Genomic DNA, 22,034 nt, shown 5'->3' with positions numbered 1-22,034 from the left:
TACTTCTCTTTATTAGCTGAAATATTTCATGGACTAGGATGGGGGTAAGTTATGCTTGCAGATAGGTTTATCAAATCAGCGGCGGTTTATATAATTCTTGGAATGATTATGGGTATCTATATGGCCGCCACTAAAGACCATTCCCAAATGCCAACACATGCACACCTTAATTTGTTGGGATGGGTGACAATGGGGCTTATGGGGCTTGTCTATAAAAATTGGCCGGCCGTCGCAGAGGCGAAGCTCGCGAAGCTGACCTACTGGCTGGCCCATGTTTCCGTCATTGGAATTACAGTCGGCATTGGTCTTCTCTATGCGGGTATGATGCAGTATGAACCAATTGCCATCATCTCATCGCTGGTCGCGCTTTTTAATATGGCTCTGTTTGCTTTCTTGTTTTTTAAGAACACGTAAACAAGATCAGATAGCCGACCGTTCGGCGGATAAAGTCTGTCCAAGTGCGCTTGCAGTGTTGTCCAGTGCGGCGAGACAACTCTCGGCGCGGGACGACGGAATGTAAACGGCAATGCGCGTGATGAATACTGTCTCACCGTCCTGGTCTATCTGGTCGGATTTCAGGCGGACAATATTGGCATCGAAATCAATAAAAACTTCGGATATCCTTGCAAGGAGACCCGGCTGGTCAGGTCCGGAGCATTGAATGTGATGGGTGATATCTGTTGGCGGAGTATCCTCATTTCCGAAGGCGATACGCCGGACATCGATATCGGCGTCTTTCATTCCATCCAACGATCGTAATTCGTTGGCCAACTCTTCTTCAGAAAGATCCGCCGGGATTTCAATAATACTCGTGAATTCTCCGCCTTTGCCAAGGACGGCAAAGGAAGTATCCCCGAGATTGATAGCTTTATCAAAAAGATGGCCTGTAACAAGGGAAATCAAGCCTACTCGGTCTTTGGAAAAGATAGATAAAAGCGCTTTATAGTCTGACATAGCGTTACTCGCAAAGTTCAGTTTTCAATGAGCGTTGGAAGTACAGGATTACAACCTTCTCGCCGATTCAACAACTAATTAACTTTTCCTCCTGTCATTTGAAAGATCACAAGAAAGGGAAAGAATACGACGCCTATTTAATCTTTTCTTGTATTGGATAACCTTGCGTTAACGAAAATCAGCTATGTCTTAAAGGCAAAGTGGCGGATTGCCTGCCGTAATCCTGTGTATTGAATGCACTGTAGGGCAATAACAGAATTGGAGAAGATTGATGCTCATCGGTGATGTCTTGTTGGCGCAAAATTTAGTCACGCATGAGGATATAAAGATTGCATTGCACCGCCAAAAGGAAAATGGCGGTCGTCTTGGCGATAACCTGGTTGCGCTTGGCGCCCTGACACAGGAGCAGCTTGAAAAAGCAATTTATGAAGCTCCGCGTGCGCCAAAATCTATTGAAGATACCGGTATTCCCGGCGGAAACTTGCTGCGTATTCTGTTGAAACTGATGTACGCGAATACCTTGGAAACCGCCTCTGAACTTTCCGCTGCGATTAAATTGCCGATCGGGGTGGTCAATCGCATGATTCAAGAGGCAGGAGATCGCAAGTTCCTTGAATCGCTGGGTAATGCGGATCAGTCAACCTTCTCTGAAACGCGCTATGTCATGACCGAGGCGGGTAAACGCTTCACTATCGAGGCGTTGGAGCAGAACCAGTATGTCGGGCCGGCACCCGTTTCCCTAAGGGATTATCAGGCGCGGATTAACCAGCAGAAAATTACGAATGAGTGGGTTGAGCAGAAGAAGATTGAGAAAAGCTTCGAAAACCTGGTCATAGCGGATGATTTCGTACGACGTCTCGGGCCTGGCGTGAATGCGGGCAAAAGCATTCTTTTATACGGTCCCCCTGGCAACGGTAAAACAACGGTGGCGGAAAAAGTCGCCGAGATTTTCGCAAATGTTATCTATGTACCTTATTGTTTCGAAGTGGATGGCCAGATTATCAAGGTGTTCGATCCTGCGATCCATAAGCCGAAATTCACCAGCGAAACCGACAAGAGGAAGAATTCCGGTCTGCGCCGCGAGGAATTTGATGGTCGCTGGGTGCCCTGCGAACGCCCTGTTGTTATTACCGGCGGTGAATTGACGCTGGAGATGCTTGATCTTAGCTTTAATGCCCATGCTAAATACTATGAGGCACCATTGCATGTGAAAGCTTCCAACGGCACGTTCATTATCGACGACTTTGGCCGTCAGCTTGTTAGTCCGGAAGACCTGCTGAACCGGTGGATCGTTCCGCTTGAAAGCCGTATTGACTATCTTAAGCTACATACAGGGAAAAGCTTTTCCTTGCCTTTCGATGAACTGGTGATCTTTTCGACCAACCTGTCACCGGATGACTTGATGGACCCTGCATTCTTACGGCGTATTCCCTATAAACTTGAAACAGTCGGGCCGACCCGCGAGCAATACTATGAGATTTTCAAAATCGTAGGCAAAGGGCGCGGGCTGGAAATTACGGAAGAGATTCTGGAAACCGTTATTGAGGAACTGCAGGTAAATAATAATTTCGATCTTGCATGCTACCAGCCGAAATTTATCGTGGAACAGATTATTGCAGCTTGTAAGTATCAAGGATCGGATCCCTATATCGACAAAGAACTCGTCGTGGACGCCCTGAAAAACCTCTATACCACCTCTGCGAAAGGGGCGGGTAAAACGGCCGCAAAATCGGGAAATAGGGGCAAGTCAACACCTGCGGTAGCAGCTGTCTGATCTGACAGGTGACAAAACGGCTTTTTCAAGTGAGCTGAATTCTATTGCCGGGAAGCACAAGGCGGGCAACTGATACGATTTCATCTCCAAGCCAACTTTTGCGATTGATAACGATGCAGGCGGTCGTAGTTTCCAATTCAAGAAAATGGTTTATTTCGGCGTTTGATACGGCGGCCTGAATCACATGTGAATGGGAAAGCTGGGTGAATTTTTTGCTGATATGTGTGTCTGCGGTTGTGTCAGCAAAGTCCGTTTCAATATATTCCGGCATGAATTTTGGGTGAACATAGCGATCTTCCACCATCACGGGTAACCCATTTTCTCGATGGACAAAGTAGGAGCGGTAGACCTCCTCTCCCGCCGTCATGGCCATCATCGCCGCTGCGTCCGGCTCGATCGGTTCTACCTGAAGAAAATGCACGTCGCATTGATGTCGTGCACCATGGCTTCGGATAATATCATCAATTTCCCGAAGCTCGATCTTTTTTGGCTGCTTTTTGGGGGCGGCGACAAAAGTGCCAACGCCCTGAATGCGTTCCAGGTAGCCAGCCTGGGTCAGTTCGCGAAGGGCCCGGTGGATTGTCATGCGAGAGATACCCATTTCGCGGACCAAAGTATGTTCAGAAGGCAGCTGGAAGTAGGCAGGCCATTCTCCAGACTCCATATTCTTCAGTACATAGGATTTAACCTGTTCATACAGTGGTTTTGGTGGGGAATAGGGGTGATCGTCATTTTGCGTTCTAAAATACGGCATCGGCGAAGTCCATCTTCTCTGTTAGCATATCCAGAAGGACGTTACATTTCGGCTAAATGTGAATTCACCATAAAGACAGGACAAAAAATCAAAATAATACTTGAACGATCGTTCCAATTATATATATGATTGGATACTGATCACCTCCATCTACGCAAAAATGTTGTTGATCTGTGAATGGCCTGCCCCGATTTTCTGCGCCCCTCGGGGTGGGCCAACTTCATCTGCACCTTGACAAAAATCCTCTTTTTAAACCTTGAATGAATTTACCTCATTGGTCATATAGACTGCAGAGGAAAATTTTTCTGAGGAACAATAAGTAGATGACAGAGCAAACACATGAATTTCAGGCGGAGGTCGCCAAGCTTTTAGATATTGTGACGCATTCCCTCTACAGTGAAAAGGAAATTTTCTTAAGGGAGCTTGTCTCTAACGCTTCCGACGCCTGTGACCGATTGCGCTATGAAGCGTTGACTAATCCGGAGTTGATAAAGGATGATCCGGAGTTCAAAATCACAATCGCCATAGATGACAAAGCCCAGACCCTGACCATTGAGGATAATGGTATTGGCATGTCTGAACAGGACATGATTGAAAACCTGGGGACCATCGCCCGCTCAGGCACTTCTCGATTTTCCGAACAATTGACAGGTGACTCAGCGAAAGATGTGACTTTGATCGGTCAATTTGGTGTTGGCTTCTATTCCGCCTTTATGGTTGCCGACAAGGTAACGGTTACCAGTCGCCGGGCCGGGGAAACTGCTGCTACGGTTTGGTCTTCTGAAGGGCAGGGGGCGTTCGCAACCGGGTCCGGTACGCGCGAGAGCCGCGGCACCCAGATCGTTCTGCATATGCGTAAAGAAGCCAAGGAGTTTCTGGAGGCAGCGCGCCTACGCCAGATTATCAAGACCTATGCAGACCATATCGCAATCCCGGTTACCTTGAAATCTACCAAGGAAGATGAAGAGGATGAAATTCTCAATACCGCAAGCGCCTTGTGGACACGCCAAAAATCAGAAATTACACCCGAGCAATACACAGAATTCTATCATCATGTCGGGCAGGCATTTGATACACCCTGGCTGACACTGCATAGCCGGGCAGAAGGTCGTATAGAGTATACGATGCTCTTGTTTGTTCCTGAGCAGCCGCCGTTTGATTTGTTTAATCCGGACAGAAAGTCGAAGCTTAAGCTTTATGTAAAGCGGGTTTTCATTACGGATGACTGCGAGGAATTGATTCCGGCCTATTTGCGCTTCCTTCGCGGTGTCGTGGATTCCGAGGATTTGCCGCTCAACGTCAGCCGGGAAATGCTGCAGCATAATCCAGTCCTCCAGAAAATCCGCAATGGCCTGGTTAAGAAGGTTCTTGGCGAACTTGAGAAGAAGGCGGCCAAGGATGCGGAAAACTTTGCAAAATTCTGGGATAATTTCGGCGCGGTGCTGAAAGAGGGCATTTATGAAGATGCCGTCAATGGAGAGCGTATTCTCAAGATGGCGTTGTTCAATAACACGGCCACGGAAAGCCGGACCAATCTTAATGACTATATTGGCCGCATGAAAGAAGGCCAAGACGCTATTTACTACATCACGGGCGAGGATCTTGATGCGCTTAAATCCAGCCCGCAGCTTGAAGGATTTGCGGCGAAAGGTATTGAGGTTCTACTGGTCGCTGACGCTGTGGACAGCTTCTGGCTGAGTCGGACAAGCGAGTTTGATGGCAAGCCCTTTAAATCAGTAACCCGCGGGGCTGCCGATCTCGACAAGATTGCCGATACGGAAGAGAAAAGTGAGGAAGCGGAGAAGACACAACCGGAAGAGTTGGATAGCCTTATTGCATTGTTTAAAACCGTGCTCGAGAACAAGGTTAAGGATGTACGCGTTTCCTCTCGTCTAACCGGAAGCCCGGTTTGCCTCGTCGCGGATGACGGTGATATGGACATACATCTTGAAAAGCTGCTCAAGGCTCATAAACAGTTTGGGGCCGGCGACAGCATGCGCATTCTGGAATTGAATCCCAAACATCCGTTGATCAAGAAACTGGCAGCTGGTGCGCAGAAAAATGGGTCTTCGGATGCCATGACAGATGCTGCTCTTCTCCTCCTTGACCAGGCGCATATTGTTGAAGGCGATCCGGTTGCTGATCCGGTCGCTTTCTCTAAGCGCATGGCCGACTTTATGGCGAACAGTCTCGCCATTTAAACGGAACCGGGGACTTTAGCGGGCTGGAACCTGATCTAGTGCCAGCCCGCCTTGCCATCTCTTATAGATGAGGGACACCGACCTTGGTGGCAGGAGAAAGCATCACTTTCTCCTTCGCAATTACTATTTTTGGCGGCATAAATGTACAACAATAAATTTTATACGTTGAATTTAATACAACCAACATCCAGATAAGACAGTAAGGAATAATCATGACTGTCTTATCAAATGCTCTCACCGCTGCAAATCGTCGTACTTGCGCTCTTCCCGCTTGGACTTTCATCCTGTAGCGTTATCGATGATACCTTATTAACGGAGGAAGTCAGTGATTTCTCACTCGGTGTCGTTGCGCTGTCCTCCATAATTCAGACGGAATTTTCCCTCGCTGAAGATGTTAATACACTTGGATTTACCGACTATTTACAATTCCAGCTAGAGTTGGGAGGCAACCCTAACACTAATTTGAAGCCGTTGTTCAGCGTTGCGGATATTGCCGCGCGGCGGGACTTGTTAGCGGGGCTTGATGGGTATGCGGACACACTGACGGCGGTAGCCTCAGAAAAATCTCCCTCTGAAGGCTATTCAGTTCTGGATGGAACTTTAAAGAATCTGAAACTACTGGATTACGGTGATTTTAACCTTTCACATTCCCTATCCTTTTTGAACTCAAACCAGCTTGTAAATGACATCAGCTTTCTTGACGAACTGTTAATCCTGCCGGAGCGCGATAGGCGGTTGCTTCCCATTCTCGAAAAGGGAGGGGAAACGTTAAAGAAGATGGCATTACTGTTGTATTTCGATATTGGCGCGATTGCAGATCAATCCAGCAAATGCCGCTATACTTACCCTGAGAACGATTTTAGTGCGAAGATGTCTAGTCTGCGGCTCTGCAAAGGCGGCCTGCGTTCAATCGTTAGCAGCGCTGTTAAGTTCGACACAAACATATGGAAGGATAAACTGGCGTATCTAAAGGGGCACGAAGCCGGTAGTTCAAAAATACGCCGTGACGCTATTAATCGCCTCGTATCTATTCAGAAGCTGGGGCAAAGCATGGATCAATTGCTTAGCGAGACGCAACTAGCCCTGATTGCTATGATTGACGCACATGAAGCTATTGAAGCAACACTGCGAGCAGCCCAAAAATCAAGCATCGTATCCTTCACTTCGACAACTAAAATAATCCTTTTCCGCAAAAAGTTGCGTGAGCTCTTAAAAGCTGCAGCAAATGTTCAAAATGCATTGTCGGAGCTATCCGGCACAACAATGTCTCCTCAGGATTTCCTGCCAACCGACTTCACACAAAACGGTACCGGAGAAAACAATGGCGAATAGTTATAAGGATGCTCTCACACAGCTTGAAAAGGCGCAGGAAGCGATGAATGCGCAGGATATCTCTCATGTCCCAGCCGCTCAACTTGTAAACTTTGAAAGATCAAAAGCCGCCGTATATGGGGAAATACAGGCGCTTCAGGCTAGGCAGATCTCGGCGCGGGACGAGGATTACGCTGCAATTACAACCGAGTTTCGTGACTGTAAATCTGAATTGACTGATCTTTCAAACTGGGTATTTGCGAGAGAGGCCCGGGATCGCAATCTCTTAACGATGCTGACTAAAGGCGTCAGCATCGCGCTATCAATTCTTATTTAGCTATTTATCCATAATCGCGTCGACGCGGCGACGGGTGACGCTGTAGCCAGCCTCTTTCGGTATAAGAAGAAATTTACCTTCATCGGTCACTTCCATTTGCGGGAGCACCGTAAAGGTATCGGTTCCATGCGCATGCGCAACGGCGGCCTCACTGGAATCATAGCGTCCGAGAACTTCCACATTCATGCGGGTTGGGAAAATCACCGTGTAATTTCCTTTATCGGCCTCTTCCATTACTTCATTCGGGCCAACCCAAACAGAATCCACTGATTCTTCGCCATCATGCGCCGCGAGTTGATGTGGCGGTGCCTTGGCAATGAAGAAATGGGTATCGAACCGCTTTGGCATATGCGTTGGCGTAATCCAGTGTGCGAAATGACCCAGAAGATCGGTAGCAAGTTCAAGGTTTTCGGCACGCACCATATCAATTATCGGCAGCTCACCATTCTGGAGTGGCATTCGATATTTCGCAGCAAGTTCCTCCAGCCGGGTATGGGTGACAAGAGCGCCTGTGTCCCGATTTCGCGCGAGAAGGATGTTGGCTTCCTCAAAACTTTCGCGGATAGAGGCTATTTTAAAGGCGCGCAAAGGGTCGTCCCCTCTCTCGCTTTCAGGCAGAAAGCCGACCAGAGCGGGATCCGCATCACCCTCATCAACCTTGCCGCCAGGAAAGACCAGGGCGCCGGAGGCAAAATCAATCTGATGGTGGCGGACCACCATGAAGACTTCGACTTTGTCGCATGTCTTGGCACAATCGCGGATCAGTAAAACCGTTGCGGCAGGTTTAAGGGGAGCTTGTTTGTCTATCATATGGCACCATTCTTTTTTTGATCAGCATAGTGCCTGAGAGTTAGAGGAGGATCAACTAATTGCTTTCAAAGCCTTACTTCAAGTGCGGCCAGAATAGGTCCGTAGTCTCCTTGCTGGACGATCAATGCACAGCCATCGCGGCCTTCAGCCCGCATTTCCGCAAGGTTGAGGGAAACAGTTTTTGTATCTCCGGTCCAGCTTCCAAGGGAACGGATTTTGCGAACCACATTATGATAGGTGATGATTTTGCCTGTATTTTCCCCTTTACGAATATCGACGTCCTTTTCGCCATCAATATCAACAAGCCAAATGGTGGCATTGCCAGAACGTGAAGGCAGGGTTACATCAAGACGATCATTTTCGAACGCCCACACAAGTGGCAGGCTTTTCGCATGATCCGCATGTTTCTTGAGGAGCGCTTCGACCGTGCTTCGATCTGATCCGACGGCGTGTGCTTCCCCGCCAACGACCATTTGGGGGGTATAAACATAACGTGAATTAAAACGGCCACGATATGCCGCCTGGCGGTCATCGTTGTCAGGGTTGCCGAAGATATCTTTCCAACCAATATAGTCCCAATAGGTCACGGCAAAGGAAAGGCCGAGAATCGTGTCGTCCTTGACAAGGTCTCCCAGAAGTTTGTCTGCCGGTGGACAGGAACTGCATCCCTGTGAAGTATAGAGCTCTACTACCGTTGAAGGCTGATGCGCGCTTTCAGCCAAGGCGACCCCTGTTCCGCCGGCTAACATCAGCACGGTGACATATATCGAAGCGACTAAACTGATAAGGGATTTATTCATACAACCTGCTTAGCTTAAAAATACTTCACAAACAAATCACCAGTGAGTGAGAGACAGGTGAACAAAAAAAACGACGACCCTTTCGGGCCGCCGTTTTCTTTTAGCAAACAGTCGGGAATTAACTTGCCGACAGATTTCTCAGCACATACTGCAAAATGCCATCATGACGATAATATTCAGACTCATCCAGTGTATCGATGCGGCAGAGAAGGTCAATTTCCTGTGAAGAGCCATCGATCCGCGTAATCTTGCAGGTAACATTCATACCTGGCGTAATGCCAGCTTCAATACCTACGAGATCAATCACTTCGCTACCGTCGAGGTTGAGCGTCTTGCGGGTAACGCCTTCTGGAAATTGTAGCGGCAATATACCCATTCCAACCAGATTGGAACGGTGAATACGTTCGAAGCTCTCTGCGATAACGGCCTTGATGCCGAGCAGCAAAGTACCTTTCGCCGCCCAGTCACGGCTGGAACCCGTGCCATATTCTTTTCCGGCAAAGACCACCAGCGGGGTGCCTTCCTCGCGGTATTTAACCGCAGCATCGTAGATCCACATCTGTGTGCCATCCGGCATATGCTTGGTCACGCCGCCTTCAGTTCCCGGCGCCACTTCGTTGCGAAGCCGGATATTGGCGAAAGTCCCACGGGTCATGACCTGGTCATTACCACGACGGGAACCGTAGGAGTTGAAATCCTTTTGCGCAACCTGATGTGATTTCAGATACTCACCGGCTGGTCCATCGGCCTTGATCGCGCCTGCAGGCGAGATATGGTCGGTCGTAACCGAATCCCCGAGCAGCGCCAAAACACGTGCGCCCTTGATGTCTTCGAAGGCGCCCGGTTGCTTCTGCATTCCTTCGAAATACGGAGGATGCTGAACATAGGTGGAGCTGCTGTCCCAGGTGTAGGTCTGGCCTTCTGCAGTCGGAATAGACTGCCAGGTTTTGTCACCAGAGAACACATCGGCATATTGCGTCTCAAACATTTCACGTGAAACAGCCTCGCGGACAGTTTTATGAACTTCTGCATTGCTTGGCCAGATGTCTTTCAGATAGACCGGATTGCCCTCTTTGTCTAAGCCAAGGGAATCCTTGGTGATGTCGATGTTGAGCGATCCTGCGATGGCATAGGCGACCACGAGCGGAGGAGAGGCGAGATAATTCGCTTTTGCCTGCGGGCTCACACGGCCTTCGAAGTTGCGGTTTCCTGAAAGGACTGAACAGGCGACAAGCTCGCCTTCGGCAATTGCATCTGCAATCGCTGGCTCAACAGGTCCGGAGTTTCCGATACAGGTCGTACAGCCGTACCCGACAAGGTTAAACCCGAGGGCATCCAGGTCATCCTGAAGCCCTGCTTTTTCAAGATAGTCCGTTACCACCTTGGAACCCGGCGCAAGCGAGGTTTTCACCCAGGGCTTGACCGTCAGGCCTTTGGCAAGCGCATTGCGAGCCACCAGACCAGCCGCCAGCATCACATTCGGGTTAGAGGTATTGGTACAGGAGGTAATCGCCGCGATAATCACGTTGCCATGACCGATTTTGTAATCCGTGCCAGCGACAGCAACCTGTTTGTCGAGATCGGCGCTCGTTCCTGCAAGTTCTGGCAGGGCACCCTGGAAGGCGTTGGTTGCGTCGGTCAGTAGAACGCGGTCCTGTGGCCGTTTCGGGCCAGCCAAGCTTGGTTCAACGGTAGAGATATCCAGTTCGAGCGTCGCGGTGAATTCCGGATCCGGCGTGTTATTGTCACGCCACATGCCTTGTGCCTTCGCATAGGCTTCTACCAGTTTTACCCGTTTCGGATCACGTGCCGTGAAGTTTAGGTAGTTAATTGTCTCGGCGTCGATCGGGAAGAAACCGCAGGTCGCGCCATATTCTGGCGCCATGTTTGAGATGGTTGCCCGGTCGGCAAGACCAAGCTCTGCAATGCCCGGGCCATAGAATTCGACGAATTTGCCAACAACACCCTGCGCACGCAGCATCTGCGTTACGGTCAGAACGAGGTCGGTTGCCGTTGTCCCTTCCTTCAGCTTGCCGGTCAGCTTGAAGCCGACTACTTCCGGGATAAGCATCGAAATCGGTTGACCGAGCATAACAGCTTCGGCCTCGATCCCGCCGACACCCCAGCCAAGAACCGCGAGGCCATTGACCATGGTTGTATGGCTGTCCGTGCCAACCAATGTATCCGGATAAGCGACTTCATTGCCGTTCTGGTCTTTTGTTGTCCAGACCGTTTGGGCAAGATATTCGAGATTGACCTGATGGCAAATGCCGGTTCCGGGCGGAACAACGCGGAAGTTGTTGAAGGCCTTCTGACCCCAACGAAGGAAGGCATAACGTTCGCCATTCCGTTCCATTTCCAGCTCAACATTCTGACCGAAGGAGGCCGCTGTCCCGAATTTGTCAACCATCACAGAATGGTCAATAACCAGGTCGCACTGGGCGAGTGGGTTAATCTTTTCCGGATCTCCGCCAAGGGCAACCATAGCATCGCGCATTGCGGCGAGGTCGACAACGGCCGGCACGCCGGTGAAATCCTGCATCAGCACACGGGCCGGACGATAGGCAATTTCACGATCCGCTTTACGGTCCTTTAGCCAACCGGCGATCGCACTTACATCCTCCGACGTGACGGTGCGGCCATCTTCATGCCGCAATAGATTTTCAAGCAGGACTTTCAGGGAAAACGGAAGGCGGGAGACATCGCCAAGGCCAGCTTTTTCAGCTTCCGGGATGCTGTAGTAGTCAATTTTTTCGCCGTCGACATCGAGTGTGCGGCGAATGTTCAGGCTGTCGTGACCAGTTGTTGTCAACTTATCGCTCCTTGAAGGTAGGGGGAACGTGGAATGCCGAGTGAGCGGCACCGGTTCAATAATGTGCGTTATGTGCCTTAAATTTGAAAAATTCTCAAGTGTTAAGGTAAGGAATGATCATTTCAGTTGAATTTATCTTGTAACTTAGCCGTGATCGAGCGGCAAAGGGTGGTTCTATCTATTTGCGAATCTGGACTAGTTGCTATAGTCAGAGAAATGGGTCGATGCCCTTAGTTCTCGCAATTTTGGAGTGAAATACTGCCGCAATGAGTTTTGCCGTTCGGAATTTGGCCTGTCAGCGCGCCGAACAGCTGGTGTTTGAGAATGTTTCGTTCTCACTTGCCTCTGGCGAGGCGATTTGGGTGCGTGGACGTAATGGCGCCGGTAAATCCTCGCTTCTTAGAATATGCGCCCGACTCCTAAGCCCTTTGGCCGGTGAGATTACCTGGAATGACGAGGACATTTTTAAGGATTCCGAGACTTATGTTGGATCATATCATTACCTGGGTCATCAGGAGGCCCTTAAATACGCAATGACGGTCCGCGAGAATATTGGATTCTGGTCGATGTTCCATGGCACAGAAGATGTTGTGTCGGCACTTGAGCAGTTCGACCTTCAAAAGCTTGCCGATACGCCGACGGGCCTGCTCTCCCAGGGACAGAAGAAAAGGACCAATCTTGCACGGCTTGTCGCGTCGTCTGCAAAACTCTGGATCCTGGATGAACCTTTGAGTGCCCTTGATAAACATTACATCGCGCTGTTTAAAGAAAGGCTGATGCGACATTTAGCGGCGGGCGGCATGGCTCTTTTCGCAACCCATCAGGATCTGGAGCTCGAACAGGTCAAGTTGCTTGATCTTGATGATGGGGCATTATGAAACGATTTTTCAGTCTTATCGGCCGTGATCTGACCTTAGCGGTCCGTCAGGGAAGTGCTGTCACCTTAGGCCTTTCCTTTTTCGTCATTGTCATCATTCTTTTCCCGCTTGGGGTCGGGCCTGAACTTGCTGTTCTGGCGCGGATTGGGCCCGGTGTTCTGTGGGTCGCGGCCTTACTTGCCTGCCTCCTCACTCTCGATCGAATGTTTCAGGCGGATTATGAGGATGGATCACTGGATTTGTTGATGATCGGGCCCTTGCCGTTAGAAATTTTGGTACTTGCCAAGGTAATCGCGCATTGGTTGACATCTGTCCTCCCTCTTATTGTGATCGCCCCGATTCTTGCGTTATCCCTCAACCTGCCCGGTGAGGGAATAAGTGCGCTGGTTGTCTCCCTTCTCATTGGAACTCCAACCTTGAGTCTGATCGGATCTGTCGGGGCGGCATTGACTATGGCAATGCGCCGAGGTGGTGTTTTGTTGTCACTTTTGGTACTTCCGCTATATATACCTGTATTGATTTTCGGCGTCGCGGCCGTTGAGGCGGCGGTTGCCCAGTTGTCCGTGACGCCCCATCTATTGTTGCTCGGCGGCGTTTCGCTTGGTGCGCTGGTCGTTGGGCCGCTTGCAGCTGCGGCGGCGCTGCGTTTGTCTCTGTCGTAGGGTAGTTTGAGGAACTGATTGAAATCATGGCCATTGATTTACATAGATATGCCAACCCGAAGCGGTTTCTGGCCATAACAGCGGCGATCTATCCCTGGAGTGTTTGGCTGACCGCAATTTTGCTGTTGTCCGGACTTTATCTGAGCTTGTTCGTGGCACCGCCGGATTATCAGCAGGGGGATACGGTACGTATCATGTTTGTCCATGTCCCTGCGGCCTGGATGGCATTGATGATTTATACCATGATGGCAATCTCCTCAGCGGTCGGGTTGATCTGGAAGCACCCGGTAGCTGACCTTTCAGCGAAAGCTGCGGCTCCCATCGGCGCTTGCTTTACCTTTCTGGCTCTGGTGACGGGGTCGCTCTGGGGGCAACCCATGTGGGGGACGTTTTGGGTCTGGGATGCCCGATTGACCAGTATGTTGATCCTGCTGTTTCTATATCTCGGTTATATGGCAATTTGGGAGAGTTTTGACGATCCGGCCAAGGCGGCCAAGGCCGCCGCAATTCTGGCGCTGGTCGGGGTTATCAACATACCGATCATCCGATTCTCGGTCGATTGGTGGAATACCCTGCACCAGCCGGCAAGTGTTGCGACCATGGCGGGGCCAAAAATCCACAGCAGTATCCTTATTCCTCTCCTGGTAATGGGGCTCGCCTATACTGCCTTTTTTGTCATGGTTCTTATTATCCGGGTGAAGGCAGAAATTTTAAAACGACGCCTTCGCGTCCTGCAGATTGCGGAGCTAAGGGAAAGCTAGGGAAACGGGATTATTGCCTGATCGCGGCATTGTGACGCAGAAAGTGCGTTACGTTATGTATTTTATACGCGATATAACTATATTTGCCCAAAACAACAGTCTCTGAGGACAATATTGGATCAGGTTGCAACATATTTTGAAATGGGTGGATACGGGCTGTTTATCTGGCCGTGCTTTGCTATTTCTGCCTTTGTGCTAACGGCGCTATATTTACGCAGCCGCCAACGCCTGAAGGTGATTGAGCAGAAACTTGCCGTAATCGAAGGACGGCGACAGAAAGGCTCCAGACGGAATACTTCTGCGCAAGCCAGAGAAAGTCAGACATGACCCGCAAGAAACGCCGTTTATATTTTGTGCTTGCTGGCATGGGTATCCTTGCCATCGCCACGGCACTTGTTTTGACCTCTTTCGAAGATGGTCTCGTGTTTTTCCGGAGCCCCTCCGACCTTGTTGAAAAACCTATTCCCTCAGGCCGGAATTTTCGCCTTGGCGGTTTGGTAGAGGAGGGTAGCGTTGAGAAAAACGGCGTCCTGACGCGGTTTCGCGTGACTGACCTGAATATGGCAGTCCCCGTCACTTTCGAAGGATTGCTTCCTGACCTGTTCCGCGAAGGGCAGGGGGTCGTCACGGAAGGTGCGCTCAACGAAGACGGTATTTTTGTCGCTACCAATGTCCTTGCCAAGCATGATGAAAATTATATGCCGCCGGAAGTGGCGGAGGCGCTCAAGAAGTCGGGACAATGGAATCCGGAGGGGAGCGACTGATGGTTGCCGAGATCGGTCAATTCGTGCTCATTCTGGCGCTGGTCACCGCTTTTTTTCAGGGTACTCTCCCACTTGTTGGCGCGGCACGGGGCAATCAACCGATGATGCGATTTGCGAGTAATGCCGCTTTCGTTCAATTCGCGGCGGTAACGGGGGCTTTCATCTGTCTGACAGTTGGATATGTCACCAGTGACTTTTCAATTCTTAACGTCGCAAACAATTCCCATTCCCTGAAGCCAATGCTTTATAAAATAAGCGGTGTTTGGGGAAATCATGAAGGATCGCTCCTGCTATGGAGCTTGATGTTGGCATTCTTCGGATTTGCGGTCGCACTCTTTGGGCGCAACCTGCCGGATAGCCTGAAGGCCAGAGTGCTCTCGATACAAGGGCTGATCGGCGTCGGCTTCCTGATGTTCATTCTGTTTACTTCCAACCCGTTTGAACGGTTGGATCCTGCCCCACTTGACGGTAGTGGCCTGAACCCGCTTTTGCAGGATCCGGGTCTTGCCTTCCACCCGCCATTTCTTTATCTCGGATATGTGGGGCTTTCGATCACTTTCTCGTTCGCCATTGCAGCGCTTATCGAAGGCAAGGTGGACCCCGCCTGGGCACGCTGGGTGCGTCCTTGGACGTTGGCGGCGTGGGGATTCCTCACGATCGGAATAGCGCTGGGTTCCTGGTGGGCCTATTATGAACTCGGCTGGGGCGGCTGGTGGTTCTGGGACCCGGTAGAGAATGCGTCGTTTATGCCCTGGCTGGCGGCAACCGCGTTGCTGCATTCCGCCATCGTTGTTGAAAAGCGCGATGCCCTTAAAAACTGGACGATACTTCTCGCCATCATTGCCTTCAGCCTGAGTTTGTTGGGGACCTTCCTTGTGCGATCCGGTGTGCTCAATTCAGTGCATGCATTTGCCTCGGACCCGGCGCGCGGTGTCTTCATTCTAATGTTCCTGATTGTTGTGGTTGGCGGCTCTCTTTTGCTCTACGGGATTCGTGCACCAATGATGAAGGGTGGAGGGTTATTTGCTCCGATCAGCCGAGAGGGCGCACTGGTTCTCAATAATCTGCTGCTGTCTACCGCGACGGCAACGATACTCCTCGGGACATTGTATCCGATTTTTCTGGATGCGTTCACCGGAGACAAGGTTTCCGTTGGCCCACCTTATTTTGAAGCGACCTTTCTACCGCTGGCCATCCCGCTCATTATCGCCATGGCCTTTGGGCCTTTCCTCGCATGGAAGCGGGGTGATCTTGCCGGGGTGTTGTCGCGTCTAAAGTTTGCACTTCTTCTTGCGTTGTTGCTTGTTGGGTTCATCTGGTGGCAGCAGACTGATACGCCGATCATGGCGCTTGTCGGAATGGGATTATTTGCCTGGCTTCTTGTTGGGTCGCTCCTGGAATGGGCTGAGCGCATAAAGCTCTTCCGGGGATCACTTTCCAGCAGTTGGCGGCGTATGAAACAGCTTCCCAGAAGTGCGCATGGTATGACCGTTGCTCATATCGGTGTCGCGTTAGTTGTTCTGGGGGTCACAGCGTCGGAAACCTGGCAGACGGAACATCTTGGGGTTATGCGACCGGGTGAAATCGTTTCCGTTGGTGGGTATGATTTCCGTTTTGACGGCGCAGAGGCCGTTGCAGGGCCCAACTATGAAGCGGTCCGTGGAACCTTTCTCGCGTCAACAGGTACTGAGAAAGGCGTTTATCTTTATCCGGAACAACGGCGCTATACTGACCCACCCATGGAAACAACCGAAGCTGCCATCCGGCCAATGCTGAGTGCAGACCTATATGCGGTCGTTGGGGAGGCCGATGGAAAGGGTGGTCATGCAGTGCGGATATATCACAAACCTTTCATATCCTGGATCTGGATCGGGGCATTCGTCATGTTCTTGGGCGGGGGGCTGAGCTTGAGCGATAGACGGTTACGCATGGGCGCTCCGCGGCGGGCTCGTCAGCAGGCGGCGGCGTCTGATTTGTCCAGGGCGAAAGGATAGGAAGATGCGGTTACGGTTTCTTATCCCTGTTGCGACTTTCGCTGGTATTGCTGTTGTGATGTGGTATGCGCTTTTTAATCTGAACCCGACGGAAATTCCAACCGAGCTGGTAAGTAAACCCGCGCCAGAATTTTCTTTGGAGCCAGTTCCGGGTTACGGGACGGGATTGGCGAAAGAAGACCTTGCAACAGGGAAGGTTGTGTTGCTGAATGTTTTCGCGTCATGGTGTGTAGCCTGTATGGCGGAACATCCCTTTTTTATGGAGTTGAAGGCGCAGAATACAGTCGATATTTATGGTCTTAACTACAAAGACACACCGGAGGCGGCCGCCAAATGGCTGGAACGCCATGGCAATCCCTATAAAAGCACGGGGATGGACCTTAAAGGTCGCGTAGGTATAGATTTCGGCGTCTATGGTGTTCCCGAAACCTTTGTCATTAGTGCGGACGGAAAAATTCTCGATAAAATCATTGGGCCGGTTAGCCGGGCAATGTTCGAAACCCGTGTTCGACCATTTTTGAATGAGGTGGGGTCGTGAAGGTTTTGGCCCGCCCCCTTATTCTAGCCGCGCTGCTGGTTCCGTTCATAGTCCTATCCTCTTCAGCTATTTTCATAGAGGAGAACCTTAAGGATCCGGCGCTCGAATCAAGAGTGCGGGCAATCTCAGCGGAGATACGTTGTCTCGTTTGCCAGAACCAGTCTATTTTAGACAGTAATGCTGATCTCGCAAAAGACCTTCGTCTGATTGTTCGGGAAAGAGTTGCTCTGGGGGACACAGATCAGGAGGTGCGAAGATATCTTGTCGATCGCTATGGGGATTGGGTCCTTCTTGATCCTCCCTTTAAACTCACGACAGTCCTCCTTTGGCTGGGACCTGTGATGATCTTTATCTTTGGCGCGATTGCAATGGTAATCTTCCTGCGCGGCCGAAGTCACGCATCCAAAGAAGACGTAGTTGTTAAACTGTCTACGGAAGAAGAGATGGAAATAAACCGCATACTTGATTCGGACAGCCGCGGGTAAAAGCCATGATTTGGATCATTCTTTCACTAATTCTGCTTGTGGCAATAGCTATACTCGTCTGGCCTTTTCTAGGCGCGGGCCGAAGTGCGCGTGGCCGCGTGGATCAAGGTCTTGAAGTGTATCGGCAGCAGCTCAACGAACTCTCTGCTGATGTCGCGCGTGGAGCTATCGGTAAGGTAGAAGCCGATGCCATGGAAACGGAAATCAAGCGGCGCTTGCTTCGTCTGGGAAGAGTGCAGGAGAAGAAGTCCACCTATTCCAGAGGGTGGGCCAGTTGGCAACTGGCGTTAATTCTCGCCATAGCGTTTCCGGTAATCAGCCTGGCAATTTATAGTGATCTTGGTACGCCCGAAGCACCTGCCCGTCCGCTGGCATCGCGCGATATTGAGGCGGAGAAGGCAGCCGTGAAGTCGCAGGATGTCGCCTCGCTGATTCAGCGATTAGTTGATGCACTAAAGGCACAACCGGAAAATCTGGAGGGATGGGTTCTTCTGGCGCAGACGTTAAGCCGCCTTGAGAGATATGATGAGGCAGCTGAAACCTATATTAAGGCGACTCTGCTTGCGCCAAACGCAGCAGAACTTTTTATCAGTGCCGGTGAAAATTACTATTTCGCCTCAGAGGGAACTATCACGCCACAGGCAGAGAAGGCTTTTGAAAAAGCATTTGCACTGAATCCCGATAATCCCGGAGCCCGCTATTACCTCGCGCTTCGTGATGCGCAAGAAGGGGATTCAACCGGTGCGCTGAAAAAATGGATCGCGCTTTATGAGGAAAGCCCGGCGGGGGCTCCCTTCATGCCGGTTCTTGCCCGTCGCATAGAACAGACAGCAGAAATGACAGGCACCGATATTGGGGACCTTCTTAGCAGTAAAACGGTTCCGTCGGTTCAGGCTGGACCGACCAGCGAGGACATGGCCGCTGCTGCCAATATGTCGCCAGATGAACGGCAGGCGATGATCACATCCATGGTTGAAGGTTTGGCATCCCGTATGAATGAGGCGCCTGACTATGAGGGGTTAATGCGCCTTGGCCAGGCCTATGGCACGTTGCAGGAGTACGAAAAGTCTGTGGACGCCTATCGTCGGGCACGGGAGCTTAACCCGGAAGACCTTACGGCCTTGCAGGCCGAAGCTTTCGCGCATGTTCAGGTGGCCGGAGATGCTGGCGTGCCACCAGCCGCCGCCGTAGAACTATATAATATGATACTTGAACGAATTCCTGATCACCAGCAGGCTTTGTGGTACCTTGGCGTTGCGGAAGCGGCGAGCGGGAATAACGCGGAGGCAATCGATCTCTGGACCCGACTTCAGGCCCTGACAGATGCCGAAAGCCCCGTGCATATTGCGGCGACAGAAGCAATAAAGAGCCTTTCCGCTTCGGATAAAAATTGATAGCGTTATCTTTTTAAAGGACGGAAAGAAGTTACCCTGTGTCTTCACCAAATCCAGATGATTATGCTTTTGAGCGAAAGATTCCCGCAGGGGATAACATGGAGCGCCATGTGTGCGTCGATTGCGGCTGGGTACATTATGATAATCCAAAGATTGTTGTGGGGTCAGTTGTCACTTACGAGGGAAAATTCCTGCTTTGTAAGCGGGCAATAAACCCGCGCAAAGGATTCTGGACATTGCCCGCCGGCTATTTGGAGCAGAATGAAACGACGGCCGATGGCGCGATGCGCGAGGCATTCGAGGAGGCAAACGCCAAGATCCGAATACGTGATCTGCTCGCACTTTATAGCGTTACCCACATTAGCCAGGTCCAGATTATGTATCGGGCGGAACTGGACAATCCGGAATTTTCGGCGGGGCCGGAATCTTTGGAAGTCCGCCTTTTTGAGTGGTCTGACATTCCATGGAACGATCTTGCCTTTCCTACTGTCTATTGGGCCCTACATCAGTATAGGCAGATTAAGGACAAGGATTATTTCGCGCCCTTTGCGAATGCAAGCGGGGAAATGCTTGAAAAATCATTAGAGGTTTTACGTCGCTAACAGACTTATTGGAGGATTTCTATCATGAACAAAACAATAGCAGTCGTGGCGATGGGGGTCGCTTTGGCATTTGCCGGTGCAACAGGCGTGCAGGCAGGCTTGCTCGATAAGCTGCAAAAGACGATTACCGATACGACATCCTCTGTATCGGGTGGTTCCGGGAGCAGTGCGGCGAGCAATCTGTCAAATAGCCAAATCATTGACGGTTTGAAAGAGGCGTTAAAAGTCGGTACTGAAACGGTTGTTGGGCAGATCGGCACTGTTGATGGCTATAATGCGGACCCCGCCATTCATATCCCTCTTCCTGAAAAAATGCAGCAGGCCCAATCATTGTTGAGGAAATTCGGTCTCTCAGGCATGGCGGATGAGGTGGAAGAGCGGTTGAACAGGGGCGCAGAAGCTGCCGCTCCAAAAACAAAGGAAATCATCTACAACGCGATTTCAGAAATGACACTTGAGGATGCGCAAGCGATTTATAGCGGCCCCGATGATGCCGCGACACAATATTTCCGTAAAGTTTCTACGGCGGACCTGACGGAGACTGTTCGTCCGATTATGGAACAATCATTACAGGACGTTGGCGCTATGACCGCTTATGATAATCTGGTGTCGCAATATAAAACCTACCCCCTGGTGCCGGATATTAAATCCGACCTGACGGGTCACGCGACGGAAATGGCGCTGGAAGGATTGTTTTATTACCTTGCTCGGGAAGAGGCGGCCATCCGTAATGATCCCGTCAAGCGAACAACGGAAATCCTGACGACCGTATTCGGAAACTAGATCATCGCCTTTTGTAAATAGTCTGTTATTTGCGCTTCGTATCGCGGCAATGATTTGTACTGGCGCATTTGTGGGCTCATGGTTTGAAGGCCATGGAGAAGCTTTTTACTCTGGCCAGTATTTTCACAAATCTCGGCAAGGCTGTTATTGAATATCCGAATGGTAAAGAGAATGTCGGAACTCTCTCCCAGCCGCTGCAGCGTTTGGCGTTCGACCCGGAAGAATATCTTCTCACCGATATTTTTCGCATTTACTGATGTGTCGATAGGTCGGTTGCTGCGCCACCAACCGGGTTGAAACAACGCGTCACTATCGTATAGGCCCCAGTTGAACCGCTCTACTTTTTTCCCTGGTTTCAGATTCCGAAAGAATCGATCAATGGGAGCGCCCAAGCGGTCATTGAGGCCAGGTACCGGTTGATGGATGGTCTGCATGGGGCGCCCAATTTTCTCTATTAGATCCCATCCGGTTGGAAAGCAGACGCAGGCGGCCGCCAAGACGTAACCGTCAGCAGATTCGCGCATAAGGACTAGATCTTCCTGCACCTGAAGTGACGCGCGGATAATTGGGCTTGGCTCGTTTTCTGATTCCGTTATGGGTAAAATTTCAGGATGATTTGCTGTGATCTCATCGGTGACAAGAGCAAGAATTTTTGTTTGCGCCGTCAACGTATCTTCGATTTCTGCAAATACCTGATCACGATGCTGGCGCAGAAGTCGCTGTTTCTCCGCAATATCCCGGTTGTACCCATTGTCCACATCGATCCATGATCGTGCCTTCAATGCCTGTAAGCCCATACTCAGGCGAAAGTCCGTGCCATCAAGAGGGAAGTAGCGAAGCGTCATGCGTCCGTATCGGGCTTTTCCTGGTTCATATGACGTGTAATCATGGGAACTTGAGCGAGGAAAAAGAGGAATGTTGCGGCCGTGAAGCCGAACACCTTGGCATTTACCCAAATCTCGGTTGAGAAATTTCGCCAGAGCGCCTCATTCGCAAACGCCATTAACAGGAAAAAAGCGGCAAGTCGCACAGTGAGTTTTCTCCAGCCCTCATCATCCAGGTTCCAGAAATTATCGAACAGGACTTTGACGAAAGATTTTCCAAGCATAAGCCCTGAAAACAGAACTACGGCAAAAATGCCATAGATTATTGTCGGTTTCATCTTGATGAAAGTCTCATCATGGAGGTAGAGCGTCAGCCCGCCAAAAACCATCACGACTACTGCTGTGACGAGCGGCATCATCGGCAATGTACGGGTATAGTAATAGGAAATGGCAAGGGCGACCAAAGTGGTGATCATAATTGCCCCTGTCGCAATCATCAGATCACCAAAGTAGTAGGCCGCGAAAAAGACAAGTATCGGACCAAGTTCCGTTGTTGGCTTTAAGCCTTTCGGCATTGGCTTTCCATCGGCCATTCT

23 protein-coding genes are annotated in these 22,034 nt (G+C 50.6%); 16 read left to right on the top strand and 7 right to left on the bottom strand.

From position 1 onward, the window contains the following. Window positions 1-51: 51 nt before the first annotated feature. Window positions 52-414: a hypothetical protein gene (locus GQE98_RS02470; protein WP_161313960.1), complete on the top strand. Its 363-nt coding sequence runs from the start codon at window positions 52-54 to the stop codon at window positions 412-414. Window positions 415-420: 6 nt separating this feature from the next. Here GQE98_RS02470 and GQE98_RS02465 read toward each other — a convergent pair whose 3' ends face one another. Then, window positions 421-954, bottom strand: coding sequence for a glycine cleavage system transcriptional repressor (locus tag GQE98_RS02465; protein ID WP_161313959.1), 534 nt, complete (start codon window positions 952-954; stop codon window positions 421-423). 271 nt (window positions 955-1,225) lie between these two features. On the opposite strand from GQE98_RS02465, the gene GQE98_RS02460 reads away from it, so the two are divergent. After that, window positions 1,226-2,728 (top strand): cyclic di-GMP-binding domain-containing protein, MshE-related, encoded by a 1,503-nt coding sequence (locus tag GQE98_RS02460; RefSeq protein ID WP_161313958.1) that lies wholly within the window; start codon window positions 1,226-1,228, stop codon window positions 2,726-2,728. A gap of 25 nt (window positions 2,729-2,753) precedes the next feature. Here the strand turns inward: GQE98_RS02460 and GQE98_RS02455 are convergent, their stop codons facing one another. Further along, the gene (locus GQE98_RS02455; protein WP_161313957.1) at window positions 2,754-3,482 is read right to left on the bottom strand and encodes a histidine utilization transcriptional repressor HutC; all 729 of its coding nucleotides are present in this window, start codon (window positions 3,480-3,482) and stop codon (window positions 2,754-2,756) included. Between the two features lie 323 nt (window positions 3,483-3,805). Between GQE98_RS02455 and htpG the strand changes: the two genes are divergently transcribed. From htpG to GQE98_RS02440, 3 genes are all read left to right on the top strand, one after another. Then, the gene (htpG, locus tag GQE98_RS02450) at window positions 3,806-5,683 is read left to right on the top strand and encodes a molecular chaperone HtpG (RefSeq protein ID WP_161313956.1); all 1,878 of its coding nucleotides are present in this window, start codon (window positions 3,806-3,808) and stop codon (window positions 5,681-5,683) included. A gap of 228 nt (window positions 5,684-5,911) precedes the next feature. Beyond that, complete coding sequence (locus GQE98_RS02445) at window positions 5,912-7,015, top strand: hypothetical protein (protein ID WP_161313955.1); 1,104 nt, start codon at window positions 5,912-5,914, stop codon at window positions 7,013-7,015. Further along, on the top strand, window positions 7,005-7,331 hold the full coding sequence (locus GQE98_RS02440) for a hypothetical protein (protein ID WP_161313954.1): 327 nt from the start codon (window positions 7,005-7,007) through the stop codon (window positions 7,329-7,331). The genes GQE98_RS02445 and GQE98_RS02440 overlap by 11 nt, the downstream gene beginning before the upstream one ends. On the opposite strand, the gene GQE98_RS02435 is transcribed toward GQE98_RS02440, so the two are convergent. From GQE98_RS02435 to acnA, 3 genes are all read right to left on the bottom strand, one after another. After that, window positions 7,332-8,141 (bottom strand): NUDIX hydrolase, encoded by an 810-nt coding sequence (locus tag GQE98_RS02435; RefSeq protein ID WP_161313953.1) that lies wholly within the window; start codon window positions 8,139-8,141, stop codon window positions 7,332-7,334. Between the two features lie 65 nt (window positions 8,142-8,206). Continuing rightward, window positions 8,207-8,941 (bottom strand): DUF1223 domain-containing protein, encoded by a 735-nt coding sequence (locus tag GQE98_RS02430; RefSeq protein ID WP_161313952.1) that lies wholly within the window; start codon window positions 8,939-8,941, stop codon window positions 8,207-8,209. A gap of 118 nt (window positions 8,942-9,059) precedes the next feature. Further along, the gene (acnA, locus tag GQE98_RS02425; RefSeq protein WP_161313951.1) at window positions 9,060-11,753 is read right to left on the bottom strand and encodes an aconitate hydratase AcnA; all 2,694 of its coding nucleotides are present in this window, start codon (window positions 11,751-11,753) and stop codon (window positions 9,060-9,062) included. 266 nt (window positions 11,754-12,019) lie between these two features. On the opposite strand from acnA, the gene ccmA reads away from it, so the two are divergent. The 11 genes from ccmA (at window position 12,020) to GQE98_RS02370 (ending at window position 20,614) form a co-directional block, all read left to right on the top strand. Beyond that, window positions 12,020-12,631 (top strand): heme ABC exporter ATP-binding protein CcmA, encoded by a 612-nt coding sequence (gene ccmA, locus GQE98_RS02420; RefSeq protein WP_161313950.1) that lies wholly within the window; start codon window positions 12,020-12,022, stop codon window positions 12,629-12,631. Beyond that, a complete protein-coding gene (ccmB, locus tag GQE98_RS02415) occupies window positions 12,628-13,293 on the top strand; it encodes a heme exporter protein CcmB (RefSeq protein WP_161313949.1) in 666 nt (221 codons plus the stop codon). The genes ccmA and ccmB overlap by 4 nt, the downstream gene beginning before the upstream one ends. A gap of 26 nt (window positions 13,294-13,319) precedes the next feature. Next, entirely contained in the window at window positions 13,320-14,054 is a 735-nt protein-coding gene (locus GQE98_RS02410) for a heme ABC transporter permease (protein WP_161313948.1), read from the top strand. A gap of 141 nt (window positions 14,055-14,195) precedes the next feature. Then, complete coding sequence (gene ccmD / locus GQE98_RS18510) at window positions 14,196-14,381, top strand: heme exporter protein CcmD (RefSeq protein ID WP_425501092.1); 186 nt, start codon at window positions 14,196-14,198, stop codon at window positions 14,379-14,381. Continuing rightward, on the top strand, window positions 14,378-14,818 hold the full coding sequence (ccmE, locus tag GQE98_RS02400; RefSeq protein ID WP_161313946.1) for a cytochrome c maturation protein CcmE: 441 nt from the start codon (window positions 14,378-14,380) through the stop codon (window positions 14,816-14,818). The genes ccmD and ccmE overlap by 4 nt, the downstream gene beginning before the upstream one ends. Further along, window positions 14,818-16,812 carry a heme lyase CcmF/NrfE family subunit gene (locus tag GQE98_RS02395; protein ID WP_161314772.1) on the top strand — a complete coding sequence of 665 codons (1,995 nt, stop codon included), beginning with the start codon at window positions 14,818-14,820 and terminating at the stop codon, window positions 16,810-16,812. The genes ccmE and GQE98_RS02395 overlap by 1 nt, the downstream gene beginning before the upstream one ends. Before the next feature lie 4 nt (window positions 16,813-16,816). Then, complete coding sequence (locus tag GQE98_RS02390; protein ID WP_161313945.1) at window positions 16,817-17,350, top strand: DsbE family thiol:disulfide interchange protein; 534 nt, start codon at window positions 16,817-16,819, stop codon at window positions 17,348-17,350. Next, window positions 17,347-17,835, top strand: a complete 489-nt coding sequence (locus tag GQE98_RS02385; RefSeq protein WP_161313944.1) for a cytochrome c-type biogenesis protein CcmH — start codon at window positions 17,347-17,349, stop codon at window positions 17,833-17,835. The genes GQE98_RS02390 and GQE98_RS02385 overlap by 4 nt, the downstream gene beginning before the upstream one ends. A 5-nt stretch (window positions 17,836-17,840) precedes the next feature. After that, window positions 17,841-19,229, top strand: coding sequence for a c-type cytochrome biogenesis protein CcmI (ccmI, locus tag GQE98_RS02380; RefSeq protein ID WP_161313943.1), 1,389 nt, complete (start codon window positions 17,841-17,843; stop codon window positions 19,227-19,229). A 38-nt stretch (window positions 19,230-19,267) separates the two neighbouring features. After that, window positions 19,268-19,831, top strand: a complete 564-nt coding sequence (locus GQE98_RS02375; RefSeq protein WP_202526037.1) for an NUDIX domain-containing protein — start codon at window positions 19,268-19,270, stop codon at window positions 19,829-19,831. Window positions 19,832-19,855: 24 nt separating this feature from the next. Further along, window positions 19,856-20,614 (top strand): DUF4197 domain-containing protein, encoded by a 759-nt coding sequence (locus tag GQE98_RS02370; RefSeq protein WP_161313941.1) that lies wholly within the window; start codon window positions 19,856-19,858, stop codon window positions 20,612-20,614. Here GQE98_RS02370 and GQE98_RS02365 read toward each other — a convergent pair. Continuing rightward, window positions 20,611-21,459, bottom strand: coding sequence for a heme-dependent oxidative N-demethylase family protein (locus GQE98_RS02365; RefSeq protein ID WP_161313940.1), 849 nt, complete (start codon window positions 21,457-21,459; stop codon window positions 20,611-20,613). The two genes, GQE98_RS02370 and GQE98_RS02365, sit on opposite strands and share 4 nt — an antisense overlap. After that, window positions 21,456-22,031 carry a septation protein A gene (locus GQE98_RS02360; RefSeq protein WP_161313939.1) on the bottom strand — a complete coding sequence of 192 codons (576 nt, stop codon included), beginning with the start codon at window positions 22,029-22,031 and terminating at the stop codon, window positions 21,456-21,458. The genes GQE98_RS02365 and GQE98_RS02360 overlap by 4 nt, the downstream gene beginning before the upstream one ends. Window positions 22,032-22,034: the final 3 nt, after the last annotated feature.

The organism is Sneathiella litorea (assembly GCF_009882915.1).
Taxonomy (GTDB): Bacteria; Pseudomonadota; Alphaproteobacteria; order Sneathiellales; family Sneathiellaceae; genus Sneathiella; species Sneathiella litorea.
The sequence above is the reverse complement of the archived record's forward strand: the minus strand, read 5'-3'. Positions and strand labels throughout refer to the sequence as shown.